At 67.8% G+C, this 13095-nt stretch carries 10 protein-coding genes; 6 read left to right on the top strand and 4 right to left on the bottom strand.

The window, feature by feature from the left end:
- Positions 1-48: 48 nt before the first annotated feature.
- Both ABE546_RS03500 and ABE546_RS03495 read left to right on the top strand, forming a co-directional pair.
- Positions 49-1095, top strand: a complete 1047-nt coding sequence (locus ABE546_RS03500; RefSeq protein WP_313208905.1) for a GGDEF domain-containing protein — start codon at positions 49-51, stop codon at positions 1093-1095.
- A 13-nt stretch (positions 1096-1108) separates the two neighbouring features.
- Positions 1109-3598 carry a putative peptide modification system cyclase gene (locus ABE546_RS03495; protein ID WP_346462715.1) on the top strand — a complete coding sequence of 830 codons (2490 nt, stop codon included), beginning with the start codon at positions 1109-1111 and terminating at the stop codon, positions 3596-3598.
- Positions 3599-3608: 10 nt separating this feature from the next.
- Here ABE546_RS03495 and ABE546_RS03490 read toward each other — a convergent pair whose 3' ends face one another.
- A complete protein-coding gene (locus ABE546_RS03490) occupies positions 3609-3917 on the bottom strand; it encodes an NHLP-related RiPP peptide (protein ID WP_167390353.1) in 309 nt (102 codons plus the stop codon).
- A 112-nt stretch (positions 3918-4029) separates the two neighbouring features.
- Between ABE546_RS03490 and ABE546_RS03485 the strand changes: the two genes are divergently transcribed.
- A complete protein-coding gene (locus ABE546_RS03485) occupies positions 4030-5298 on the top strand; it encodes a putative peptide maturation dehydrogenase (RefSeq protein ID WP_346462714.1) in 1269 nt (422 codons plus the stop codon).
- A gap of 1 nt (position 5299) precedes the next feature.
- Here the strand turns inward: ABE546_RS03485 and ABE546_RS03480 are convergent, their stop codons facing one another.
- From ABE546_RS03480 to ABE546_RS03470, 3 genes are read right to left on the bottom strand one after another with little or no spacing between them, the layout of a single operon-like run.
- Positions 5300-7288 (bottom strand): acetyl/propionyl/methylcrotonyl-CoA carboxylase subunit alpha, encoded by a 1989-nt coding sequence (locus ABE546_RS03480; RefSeq protein WP_346462713.1) that lies wholly within the window; start codon positions 7286-7288, stop codon positions 5300-5302.
- A 55-nt stretch (positions 7289-7343) separates the two neighbouring features.
- Positions 7344-8954: a carboxyl transferase domain-containing protein gene (locus ABE546_RS03475; RefSeq protein ID WP_070426393.1), complete on the bottom strand. Its 1611-nt coding sequence runs from the start codon at positions 8952-8954 to the stop codon at positions 7344-7346.
- Positions 8955-8964: 10 nt separating this feature from the next.
- Positions 8965-10128 (bottom strand): isovaleryl-CoA dehydrogenase, encoded by a 1164-nt coding sequence (locus ABE546_RS03470; protein WP_121044350.1) that lies wholly within the window; start codon positions 10126-10128, stop codon positions 8965-8967.
- A gap of 146 nt (positions 10129-10274) precedes the next feature.
- On the opposite strand from ABE546_RS03470, the gene ABE546_RS03465 reads away from it, so the two are divergent.
- The 3 genes from ABE546_RS03465 (at position 10275) to ABE546_RS03455 (ending at position 13053) form a co-directional block, all read left to right on the top strand.
- Entirely contained in the window at positions 10275-10880 is a 606-nt protein-coding gene (locus tag ABE546_RS03465) for a TetR/AcrR family transcriptional regulator (RefSeq protein WP_121044348.1), read from the top strand.
- Between the two features lie 114 nt (positions 10881-10994).
- Positions 10995-11513, top strand: coding sequence for a c-type cytochrome (locus tag ABE546_RS03460; RefSeq protein WP_070474313.1), 519 nt, complete (start codon positions 10995-10997; stop codon positions 11511-11513).
- Positions 11514-11607: 94 nt separating this feature from the next.
- On the top strand, positions 11608-13053 hold the full coding sequence (locus tag ABE546_RS03455) for an ExeM/NucH family extracellular endonuclease (protein WP_346462712.1): 1446 nt from the start codon (positions 11608-11610) through the stop codon (positions 13051-13053).
- Positions 13054-13095: the final 42 nt, after the last annotated feature.

The following is a 13095-nucleotide window of genomic DNA, read 5'->3' as shown; positions in this document are numbered from 1 at the left end:
TATCCTCCATCGCTCACCAGGGGGACGCTGAAAAGCGGGTGTTCGGAAATGACCGGCAAGGGTGCGGCGGCGATCATGTGCGAACAGGAACCAGACATCGACCGCAAGGCGATGGCTGAGATCGTGCACGCCATCCTGAGCAACGGCGAGTCCGCATTGTTCTCCGAATTCGGCCGGCAACGCAAGCTGCCCTCAGGCACCCATCTGTTCCATCGCGGCCACGCCGGCAACACGATGTACGTGATCGTCAGCGGCTGCATCGAACTGGACTTCGGCGAAGACCTCGTCGTGAAGTCACTCGGTCCCAATGAGTTCTTCGGCGAGCTGGGCCTGCTGATCGGCGACCACCAGCGCACGGCCGGCGCGCGTGCGGTCGAGGACAGCATCGTGCTGGAACTGGACCACGACGATTTCCAGCGTCTGGTCGACCGCGACCCTGGTCTGCTGGCCTACTTCCTGCGCCGCACGATCATGCGGGTGGTGAGCAACGAGCAGGTGTTGATCCGCCAGCTGCGCCGCCGCAACCACGATCTCGAAACCGCGCTGGACAACCTCTACGTCACCACTCACCAGCTCACCCACACCCGCGAGCTGGTGCGCACCGACGAGCTGACCGGCCTGCACAACCGGCGTGGCCTCGCGCTCTACCTTCAGGACTGCCGTGCGCAGGAAAACAGCGCGCCGCAGGGCCTGCTGCTGATCGACTGCGACCAGTTCAAGCAGGTCAACGATGTGCACGGCCACCAGGCCGGCGACCGCGTGCTGCAGAGCGTGGCCAACATCCTGCGCTCGGTGGCCACCGAGCCGGACGTGGCCTGCCGGCTGGGCGGCGACGAATTCTGCCTGCTGCTGCGCAGCGCCGACCAGGACAGCCTGCAGCACGCCGCCGAGTTCATTCTCAGCGCGGTGCATGGCCTGATCGGCCGTGCGCATGGCGTGCCGCATGTGTGCCCGGTCAGCATCGGGGTCTGTCTGATCGACCCGCAGACCGACTGGAGCGAGTGGTACGCCCGCGCCGACAATGCGCTGTACCAGGCCAAACGGCTGGGCGGCAACCGATTGCACTGGTCGCGATCAGCGACCGCCACACCCTGATCGGGAGATCGGCATGAACGGCGACAACGGAACGTCGACCCAGGCCCCGCAGATGCGGGCGCTGCTGTTCACCGATCTGTGCGACTCGTTGATCCTGGTGGAGCGGATTGGCGATGCGGCGGCGGCCGAGCTGTTCCAGGCGCATGACCGGCTGGTGCTGGTGTTGCAGCAACAGTGGAATGGTCGCCTGATCGATCGTTCCGATGGCCTGCTGCTGTTGTTCGAGCGCGCCATCGATGGTCTCGGCTTTGCGCTGGATTACCAGCGCGGCCTGCAGGAGATCGGCAAGCAACGCAACATCGTGCTGCGCGCACGCGCGGGCCTGCACGTCGGCGAAGTGCTGACCTGGGAAAACAGCCCCGAGGCGATCAAGGTTGGGGCCAAATCGCTGGAGGTCGAGGGCCTGGCCAAGCCGATGGCCGCGCGCCTGATGGCCCTTGCCCGGCCCGGGCAGATCCTGCTCTCGGCCGTGGCCGAATCGCTGACCCATCGCGCGGTGGGCGAGCTGGGGGAGCGTGGCGAGCGACTGGTGTGGAAATCGCACGGCGGCTGGCGGTTCAAGGGCATGCCCGGTCGCCAGGACATCCATGAAGTGGGCGAACCGGAGTTTGCGCCGCTGCGTGCCCCACGCGGCAGCCCCAAGGCCCGCCGTGCCGTGCCGCTGTGGCGCCGGCCGATGACACTGCTGGCCGAGGTGGCGCTGGTGGCAGGCATGGTCTTCGGTACCTGGGCCTTTCTACGCCCGACGCCGGCCATTGCCTTCGGCGAACGGGATTGGGTGGTACTGGGCAACCTCCATAACCTGACCGGCAATGCACTGCTGGACGACAGTCTTCAACAGGCGTTCCGCATTTCTCTGGAGCAGTCGCGTTACGTCAATGTGCTCAGCGACATGAAGGTGCAGGAAACGCTGGAGCGGATGCGTCGCGAAGGTGGAGCGCTGGACCGCGACGCGGCGATCGAGGTCGCGCTGCGTGAGGGTGCCAGAGCCGTGATCGTACCCACCGTGGCCGAAGTGCATGGGCGGCTGCGTGTTTCACTGGAACTGATCGATCCCAACACCGGCAATACGGCGTGGTCCGACCATGCCGATGGCCGCGGCATGGAATCCCTGCTGGGATCCACCGATGACGTCGTGGCTCAGATGCGCGTGGAGCTCGGCGAGGCCATGCATGACATCTCGCGGGACTCGATGCCGCTGCCCAAGGTGGCGACGGCCAGCCTGGATGCGCTGCATGCCTACGCGATGGGCGTCAAAGCATACGGCGATGGACGCTATGACGACGCGCAGCGGTTTTTCGGGCAGGCGGTGCGTTTCGATCCGGACTTCGCGTTCGCCTACCTGGCACAGCTGCGCATCCAGTGGGGCCGGGGCAATCCTGAAGGGGCCCGGCAATCGCTGGCCGCGGCAAAACGCGCTGCCGGTCGCTTGTCAGGGCGGGATCGGCTGTACATGGACGCCTGGGATGCCGATCTCAACGGCGCCGGAACACTCGCCACGGCCGAAAAGTGGAAGCTCTTGGGCGATCTCTATCCCGATTACCACGGCGCCCATGCCAACTACGCCTGGTCCATGCTGAGCGTGGGGCGGTATAGCGAGTCCGAGCAGGCTGCACGCAAGGCCGCTGTCGCACAGAACCCGTTGCAGGCCATGGCGTTGCAGGCGCTCGGTCGCGCCGAGCTGGCGCAGAATCACGCCGATGCGGCACTGCGCAGCTATCGTCAATCCGCACGGATCGGTCAATGGTCAGTGAACCGCCACATGGTCGCCGCGCTCGCCGCTCATGGCGACCTGGTGGGCGCCCAGCGCATGCTTGCCGCCGCTCGGGAGGATGATCTTGCCATGCACCTGGAGGGCACCGCCGTCGCGTTGGACGCAGGCGAGCCGGCGGCGGCACTGCGGGCCAATGCAGGTGCGCTGCGCCACTGTGGTGACAATGCGCGGATCTGCGGAATGTTCCAGGCGCAGTCGCTTTCGCTGGCCAGCATTGCCGTGCGAAAGGCCGGCGCACACGAATATGAGCAGCTTATCGCCACCATGATCGCGCAGGCGGCCGATCCTGCGGCAGGCGAGCGGGGAGAGTGGCTGTACATGGCCGCTGCCTCGGCCTATCTCGCGCAACGCGCCGAGCTCTATGACGTGGCACGTCGCCAGTTGCCGCATCTGCAGCGACTTGCCAAGGCACTGGATGACCCGCGTGGAACGCAGATGGTGGCGGTGCTGGTGGCCAACCAGGATCGCGTGGATGGCCGGGCTGCGCAATCGGTGCAGCGCTTGCGCGCGCTCATCGACGGCAGCGAGTTGTTCCAGGTCCACGTCGCCCTGCAGGACAGCCTGGTGGCCGCCGGGGACCAGGTGGCTGCCGCCGCCGAGCAACGCTGGCTGGCGACACAACGCGGCAGGGCCTACGCGGAGAACGCCGGTTCCTATCTCCTGCAGGCGCTGAATGTCCATGACAGCCGGGCCGCACAACGACGTCTGGACGCGACGTCGTTGCAGTAACCGCCAGACCTCAGGGCTGCGGCTTGCGCTGCAGTTGTGAGTCGATGTCACCGCTGACGAAACAGTGCGGAAAGCTGAAGGAGCTGGTGGCGGTCAGGTGGGCGAGCAGGCGCGTGCGAGCGGCCAGGAATTCTTCCTTGCTGGCCAGCGGACCGCCTGATTCGCAGTCGCACGATGCCGCGCCCGCCTCGGCGCTGATGGTCGCCAGCGCGGCGGCGGGATCGGCCTGGAACAGGGTACGGAACGTATCGTCGCTGCTGAGCAGATCCAGCAGCTGTACGGCATCGTTGGAGGAAAGCGGCGGAGAAGTGCTGGTCATGTGGGATGTCTCGGAGATAGCGGAGGGAAGGAGGGGGCGTACGCGCAGGCCGGGGTGTGACGTTACAGCCGCGATCGATAGCGGCCGGCGCGTGAAGCGCTTGAGTCGCCCGATGATCATCGGCCTTCATCTTTGGCGATCCCGGCCGACACACTGGAACACGCGATGCTTCCCTTTCTGGCTGCCCATGCACGATACCCTCCACCTGCGCCGATGCCGCACCCTCTACCTCGAGCCCCGACAGCAGACCTCCTTCGATCTGCGCGCGCTGGTATCCGGTGGTACGGGCATGACTCTGCGCAGTGTCTGGACGGCGCTGGCACCGCACCTGCCGGCGCCGGTCGAGCTCAATGAGTCACAGGTGCTGCTGCTGGGACGTCTCGACCCGGAGCGATGGGAGCCACGGCCCGCCGGGGGAGATGACAGCGATCTGCGCTACCTGCTGGCGCACGGGCTGGTCCAGGCACAGGGCGCAGATCGCGACGCGTTGGCTGAACGTGAAGCGCAGCTGCGGCAGGTGCCGTGGTGGGGACCGGCCGCCATGCTCCATTGGCAGGGCCGCTGGCAGGGCCAGGACAGCGTGAAAGCCCTGGAATCGGCGGGACTGCACACCGCGGCGGGGCTGCGTGCACACCTTGGGCCGCCACCGCCCGCGTTGGCTCCCCACGCAGGAGAACCTCGTCGCCTGCCACGCCAGCCCGAGGAGGCGTTCGACCGCAGCCTGCGCGAGCGCAGCACCTGCCGCAACTTCGATACGGCGCAGCCACTGCCGCTGGCCGAGCTGTCACGACTGCTGCAGCGCACCCTGGCTGAAACTGGACGGCAGGTGGTCGAAGAAGACGCGGTGTTTCTCAAAAAGAACGTACCGTCCGCCGGGGGCCTGCATCCCACCGAAGCGTATCTGCTGGTGCAGCATGTCGAGGGTCTCCAGGCGGGTCTGTATCACTACGATCCTGCCTCGCACGGCGTGTCCGCCCTGCCTTCCGATGCGCGGTCCATGGCAGAGCTGGCGGCGTTGTTCACCGCAGGCCAACACTGGTTTGCCGATGCGCCGGTGCTGATCGTGCTGGCCCCCCGGTTCGCGCGCACCTACTGGAAGTACCGCCACCATCCCAAGGCCTACCGCGCGGTGATCCTGGATGTTGGCCACATCTCGCAGCTGCTGCTGACCTGCGCGACCGAACAGGGCCTGGGGGCCTTTGTTACGGCCGCGATCAACGAACAGGATATCGAGCAGGTGCTCGGCATGGATCCCATGCAGCTCAGCCCGCTCGCCGTGTGTGGCGTAGGCTGGCGCGCACAGCAGATGTCGACCTCTGAGTTCGACCCCGGCGGCCAGGTGTGGACGCCGGTACTCACTGCCGAGCCGCCAACCGGGTGACTCACCCCGCCTCGAAATCCACCAGCACCGCCCCATCGCCCACCTGGTCTCCGGCTTTCACCCGGTAGCCCTGCACGGTGCCATCGGCGGGTGCCTGCAGCGTGTGCTCCATCTTCATCGCTTCCAGCACCAGCAGCGGCGCGCCGCGTTTGACCGCCGTGCCCGGTGACACGAGTGTGGCGACGATACGGCCCGGCATCGGCGCGACCAGGCTGCCAGCATCGGCAACGGACTGGTCCGCTTCGCTGACCGGATCATGCAGGGTGAAGCGCTGCACGCCTTCGCTGCCGAACAGGTACAGCTCGTTGCCGTCGCGGATGACGGTGGCGCGGTGCAGCTGCACGCCGATCTGTACGCGAAGTGCATCACCGTCCAAACCACCGCTGCCCGCGAGCGCGTTGCCGTCCATGTGGACGGTCCACTGTTCGCCCGCGCCCGCGCCCTGCACGGTGACGCTGCGCTGCGCGCCCCGGTGCTCCAGCGTCAGCGCGCGTGCAGCGGCCGCGCCGAGGCGCCAGCCGTCCTGGGCCTGCCACGGCGAGTGCGGGTCACGCGCATCACGGCGGGCGGCTTCGCTGGTGGCCACGCCGGCAATCGCGGCCAGCGCCAACAGCGCCGGATCACTGTCGCCGTCGTTGGGGGCCAGGGCGGCCTGCTCGCGCTCGATCAGCGCGGTGTCCAGCTTGGCCTGGGTGAACGAATCGGTCATCACCAGCCGGCGCAGGAAGGCGGCATTGGTGGTCACGCCGACCACTTCGCACTCGGCCAGGGCCTGCTGCATGCGGCGCAGCGCGGCGTCGCGGTCGACATCCCAGACGATCAGCTTGGCGATCATCGGGTCGTAGAACGGGGTGATCGCATCGCCCTGCTCGACACCGGCGTCCACGCGCACGTGCGCGGTGTTGGCCGGCAGGCGCAGGTGGCGCAGGGTGCCGGTGGAGGGCAGGAAACCGCGGTCGGCATCTTCGGCGTACAGGCGGGCTTCCAGTGCATGCCCGCGGATCTGCAGCTGATCCTGCTGCAGCGGCAGTGGCTCACCGCTGGCCACGCGCAGCTGCCATTCCACCAGGTCGGTGCCGGTGATGCACTCGGTGACCGGGTGTTCCACCTGCAGGCGGGTGTTCATTTCCATGAAGTAGAAATCGCCATCGGGGCCGGCGATGAACTCCACCGTGCCCGCGCCGACGTAGTTGACCGCGCGCGCGGCATCGACGGCGGCCTTGCCCATCGCGGCGCGGCGCTCGGGCGTCATGCCGGGCGCAGGCGCTTCTTCGAGCACCTTCTGATGGCGGCGCTGCACCGAGCAGTCGCGCTCGAACAGGTACACCACGTTGCCGTGGCTGTCGCCGAACACCTGGATCTCGATGTGGCGCGGACGCTCGACATACTTTTCGACCAGCACGTGTGCGTTGCCGAAGGCGGACTGCGCTTCACGCTGGCAGCTGGCCAACGCCTCGGTGAAGGTGGCGCTGTCATCCACGCGGCGCATGCCCTTGCCACCGCCGCCGGCGCTGGCCTTGATCAACACCGGGTAGCCGATGCTGTCGGCCTGCTTGCGCAGGAACTCGGGGATCTGCTCGTCGCCGTGGTAGCCCGGGGTCAGCGGCACGCCGGCCTGCTGCATCAGCGCCTTGGCCGCGCTCTTGTCGCCCATCGCGCGGATCGCCGCCGCAGAGGGGCCGATGAACACGATGCCCGCCTCGGCGCAGGCCTGCGCGAAGCCGGCGTTCTCCGAGAGGAAGCCGTAGCCAGGATGGATCGCCTGCGCGCCGGTGCGGCGGGCGGCGGCCAGGATGGCGTCGCCGCGCAGGTAGCTCTCGCGCGCCGGCGCCGGGCCGATCGCGATGGCCTCGTCGGCCAGGCGCACGTGGCGCGCGTTGCGGTCGGCGTCGGAGTACACCGCCACGGTGGCGATGCCCAGGCGCTGGCAGGTAGCGATGACGCGGCAGGCGATTTCGCCACGGTTGGCGATCAGGATCTTGGTGAACATGGTGGTCTCGTTGCGCGGGCCAGGGGCGGCGGTGCCAGGCGGCACCGCCCGTGCATTACATGCGGAACACGCCGAAGTCGGTCTTCTTCGCCGGGGCGTTGAGGCTGGCTGACAGCGCCAGGCCCAGCACACGACGGGTGTCGGCCGGATCGATCACGCCGTCATCCCAGAGGCGGGCGCTGGCGTAGTACGGGTGGCCCTGCGATTCGAACTGCGCGCGGATCGGCGACTTGAAGCCGTCTTCTTCCTCGGCCGACCACTGCCCGCCCTTGGCTTCGATGCCGTCGCGCTTGACCGTGGCCAGCACGCTGGCGGCCTGCTCGCCGCCCATCACGCCGATGCGCGCGTTCGGCCACATCCACAGGAAGTTGGGCGAGTAGGCGCGGCCGCACATGCCGTAGTTGCCGGCACCGAACGAGCCGCCGATCACCACGGTGAACTTGGGCACCTTGGCGCAGGCCACGGCCATGACCAGCTTGGCCCCGTCCTTGGCGATGCCGCCGTGCTCGTACTTGCGGCCGACCATGAAGCCGGTGATGTTCTGCAGGAACACCAGCGGAATGCCGCGCTGGGTACACAGTTCGATGAAGTGCGCGCCCTTCAGCGCGGACTCGGAGAACAGGATGCCGTTGTTGGCGATGATGCCCACCGGGTAGCCATGCAGGTGCGCGAAGCCGGTGACCAGGGTGTTGCCGTAGCGCGGCTTGAACTCATCAAAGCGCGAATCGTCGACCAGGCGCAGGATCACTTCGCGCACGTCGTACGGCTTGCGCGTGTCGGCCGGGATCACGCCGTACAGCTCGTGGGCCGGATGCCGCGGTTCCACCGGGGCCTGCACCGCCAGCGCCGGCTCGGGCTTGCGCCAGTTGAGCTGGGCGATGATCGCGCGGACCCGGGCCAGCGCCTGCAGGTCGTTGTCGGCCATGTGGTCGGCAACGCCGGAGATGCGCGTATGCACATCGGCACCGCCCAGTTCTTCGGCGGTGACCACTTCACCGGTGGCCGCTTTCACCAGCGGTGGGCCGCCGAGGAAGATGGTGCCCTGCTCACGCACGATCACCGTTTCATCGCTCATCGCCGGCACGTAGGCGCCACCGGCGGTGCAGCTGCCCATCACGCAGGCGATCTGCGGAATGCCCTGCGCGGACAGGTTGGCCTGGTTGTAGAAGATGCGGCCGAAATGGTCGCGGTCCGGGAACACCTCGTCCTGCAGCGGCAGGAACGCACCGCCGGAATCCACCAGGTAGATGCAGGGCAGGCGGTTCTGCTCGGCCACTTCCTGCGCGCGCAGGTGCTTCTTGACCGTCATCGGGTAGTAGGTGCCACCCTTGACCGTGGCATCGTTGGCCACGATCACGCACTCCACGCCCGAGACCCGGCCGATACCGGCGACAACGCCGGCGCTGGGGATCGGGTCGCCATACATGCCGTGCGCGGCCAGCGGGGCGATTTCCAGGAAGGCGCTGCCCGGGTCGAGCAGGGCATCGATGCGGTCACGCACCAGCAGCTTGCCGCGTGCGGTGTGCTTGGCGCGTGCCGCTTCGCTGCCGCCCAGCGCGGTCTGCGCCAGGGTGGCGCGCAGGTCGTCGACCACCGCCTGCAGCGCGGCGCGGTTGGCCTCGAAGGTGTCGCTGCCCGGTTGCAGCTGGGTGCTCAATACGGTCATGGCAGGGCCCTTACTTGGTGCGCTGGAACAGTTCGCGGCCGATCAGCATGCGGCGGATCTCCGAGGTGCCGGCGCCGATTTCATACAGCTTGGCATCGCGCCACAACCGCCCGGTCGGGTACTCGTTGATGTAGCCGTTGCCGCCCAGGATCTGGATCGCCTGGCCGGTCAGCCAAGTGGCCTTCTCGGCCGAATACAGGATCGCGCCGGCCGCGTCCTGGCGCGTGGTGCGGCCCTGGTCGCAGGCGCGTGCCACCGCGTAGACATAGGCGCGGCAGGCATTGAGGCCCACGTACATGTCGGCCAGCTTGGCCTGGATCAGCTGGAAGGTACCGATCGCCTCGCCGAACTGCTTGCGCTCGTGCACGTACGGCATCACCACATCCATCGCGGCGGCCATCAGGCCGAGCGGGCCACCGGACAGCACCACGCGCTCATAGTCCAGACCGGACATCAGCACCTTGACGCCACCGCCGACCACGCCAAGCACGTTGGCTTCGGGTACTTCGCAATCCTGGAAGACCAGCTCGCAGGTGTTGGAGCCGCGCATGCCGAGCTTGTCCAGCTTCTGCGCCGTGGAGAAGCCCTTCATGCCCTTTTCGATCAGGAACGCGGTGATGCCCTTGGCGCCGCCATCCGGATCGGTCTTGGCATAGACCACCAGCACATCGGCATCCGGGCCGTTGGTGATCCACATCTTGTTGCCGTTGAGCACGTAGTGATCGCCGCGCTTGTCCGCCCGCAGCTTCATCGAGACCACGTCCGAGCCGGCGCCCGGTTCGCTCATGGCCAGCGCGCCGACCAGCTCGCCGCTGCACAGGCCGGGCAGGTAGCGCTTTTTCTGATCTTCGTTGCCGTTCTTGCGCAGCTGGTTCACGCACAGGTTCGAGTGCGCACCGTAGGACAGCGCGATGGCACCGGAGGCGCGCGAGATCTCTTCCATCGCCACCACATGCGCGAGGTAGCCCATGCCGCTGCCGCCGTATTCCTCTTCCACGGTCAGGCCGAGCAGGCCCTGTTCGCCGAGCTTGCGCCACAGCGCATTGGGGAACAGATTCTCTTCGTCGGCCTGGGCCGCCAGCGGGGCGATTTCAGCGGAGGCAAAATGGGCCACGCTCTGGCGCAGCAGGTCGATCTCTTCGCCGAGATCGAAGTTCATGGTCGGGACGTGCATGGGCGACTCCGCAACAACAAGGGATGGGACGCGCCGGGAGGGATGGACGGGCTGACAGGGCCGTCCCGCGGGCGATGTACCCCCAGCGTAGCCGGGTTCGACAAAGAAGTGAACACAAATTCAAAAATTGAACATAGAATCAACAAATGGCCTATAAACGCTCCGCCCTGATGGAAGAACGCCTTGCCGGCGCCCGTGAACGCATCCTGCTGGCGACCCGTGTGCTGGTGGCGGCCGGCGGCTACCGCAACGCCCCGGTGACCGCCGTGGCGGCCGAAGCCGGGGTCTCCACCGGCCTGATCTACCGGCACTTCCCCTCCAAGGCCGAACTGTTCGTGGAGGTGCTCACCGCCGCCGTCGAGCACGAGCTGCGCATCTTCGAGGCGATCGCGGCCGAGCCGCTGCCCGCGCCGGAGCGCCTGCGCCGGGCGATCACCGCCTTCGTGCGCCGCGCGCTGGCCGGGCCCGGGCTGGCCTATGCCTTCATCGCCGAGCCGGTCGATCCGGAAGTGGAAGCCGAGCGCATCCGCTGCCGCCGTCTGTTCGGCGATGTGTTCCGGCGCATCGTCGCTGATGGCGTGGAGGCAGGCACCTTCCCGCCGCAGGACACCCATGTCGCAGCGGCCTGCATCGTCGGCGCGTTCACCGAGGCGCTGGTCGGCCCGACCGCACTGAGCCGCGACGCGCACGGCGACGAAGATGCGCTGGTCGAGTCGATCTGTGTTTTCTGCCTGCGTGCCGCGGGCGCCTGAGCTGCGCCGATGCTGCATTGCGACACCCGGCGGTCGCTTGCGCAGCGCCGCCGACGCTGGTCATACTCGGCCGACAAGCCGTGGTCCAACGACTACCAGCCAGGGGTATAGAGAGTGCGGAATTACGACCTCGAGTTCCTGAAACGCTTTTCCATGGTCATCGCGCTGCTGATGGCCATCACACTCGGCCTCATCATCTTTGCGGCCTACCTGCATACCAGCATTCCCCCTGAAGTCTCGCCGATGGCGGCCAAACGTACCGAGCAGCGCATCGCGCCGGCCGGTGCGGTGTACGCCGGCAGCACCGGTGCCGCCGCGCAGGCCGCCGCCCATGCCGCCGCGCTGGTCAAAGCCGCCTCGCAGGTCGCCTACGGTGGCACCACCGACGGCAAGGTGATCTACGACAACCTCTGCACCGCCTGCCATACCAATGGCGTCGGCAAGGCGCCGACGCTGGATCACGGGCATTGGGATGCGCGCATCGCCCAGGGCAAGGACACGCTCTACAAGCACGCAGTGGAGGGCTATACGGGCCCGGACGGTGGCATCATGCCGCCCAAGGGCGGTAATCCGGCGCTGACCGAGGAGCAGATCCATGCCACGGTCGATTGGATGCTCGCCAACCTGAAATGACGGCTTTGCCGGATCAGGCCACCGACGCCGCCGAAGGGCGGCGTTTCACTTTATGTGGTTAGCCTTGTCGCACTTCCCTGGAGTCCCGCTTCCGATGCGCCGTACCCCCCTCGTGTTCGCTCTCGCGCTGGCGTTGTCCGGCGCGGTCCATGCCGCCCAGCCGCAGCCCGCCACCTCGCCGCAGGTGCGTCCGGCGCCGACCACGTCGGCCACGGTCACCCTGACCGCGCCGCCCACCGACTGGCGCACGCTGGATGGCCAGCAGGTCCGCATCGCCGCGCCGCTGACCCTGGCCGGCACCGATGGCCTGTCGCGCTTCGGTGAGTTGACCGTGGCCTTCGGTGGTCGCCTGTGGCAGCCGAGCGAAGTGGCCGCACCCGGCACCGCCGGGCATGCCCAGGTGGTGGCCGACAACCTGCATCGCCGGCTGGTGCTGGACGATGGCAGCGACGCCCGCGATCCCGGCCCGGTGGCCTACCTGCCGGCGGCCGCGAACCTGCGCACCGGCATGGTCCTGCGCAATATCGAAGGCATCGTCCGCGTCGATCCCAAGGGCAACACCCGCCTGCAGGTGACCCGCCCGCTGAACCTGCCGGCGCTGGAGCGCCCGGCCGTACCGGTGGTGGCCGGGGCTCTGCATGTGGCGGCGTTCAACCTGGAGAACTTCTTCAATGGCGACGGCCAGGGCGGCGGTTTCCCGACCCTGCGTGGCGCCCGTACCCTGGCCGAACACCAGGCGCAGAAGACCAAGCTGGTCGCCACCATCAACGCGCTCGGCGCCGATGTCGCCGCGCTGATGGAACTGGAGAACGATGGCTACGGACCGCAGTCGGCGATCGCCCAGCTGGTTGATGCGCTCAATGCGGACCGGGGCCAAGGTGCCGACTGGCGTTTCATCGATGCCCGGCAGGGCCCGGGTGACAACCCGATCCGGGTCGGCATCATCTATCGCGCCTCGCGCGTGACCCCGGACGGCGCCCCCGCCGTGCTGGAGAAGGAGCCCTTCGGCGAGCGCAGCCGCGTGCCGCTGGCGCAGGCCTTCCGTGCGGGCAAGGGCGCGCCGTTCGTGGTCGTGGCCAATCACTTCAAATCCAAGGGCTGCTCCGAAGCGACCGGCGCCGATGCCGATCAGAAGGACGGCCAGGCCTGCTGGAATGCCACCCGGGTCGCCTCGGCCACGCTGCTGGACCAGTGGCTGGCGACCGATCCCACCGCTGCGGGCACCCGCGATGCAGTGCTGCTGGGTGACTTCAACGCCTACGCGATGGAAGACCCGATCCGCACCCTGCACGCGGCCGGCTGGCGGGATGCGTTCGCGGTGGCGAAGGTCGAACGGCCTTACAGCTATGTCTACAACGGGATGACCGGCCGGTTGGACCATGCGCTGTTGAGCCCGGGCATGGCCAAACGCCTGCGCGCGGCCGCGGAGTGGCACATCAATGCCGATGAGGCCGACGATGTCGGCTACCGCGACCGCAACGAAGCGGGCCCGTGGCGCAGCTCGGACCATGATCCGCTGCTGCTGGGGTTTGATCGCTGATACCGCACGGGTGCGCCGGCACGCCCGGCCACCGTCGCGTTG

The organism is Stenotrophomonas sp. TWI377 (assembly GCF_039674525.1).
GTDB lineage: Bacteria > Pseudomonadota > Gammaproteobacteria > Xanthomonadales > Xanthomonadaceae > Stenotrophomonas.
Note: the sequence above shows the minus strand (reverse complement) of the source record. Positions and strands in the feature narration are given on the sequence as shown.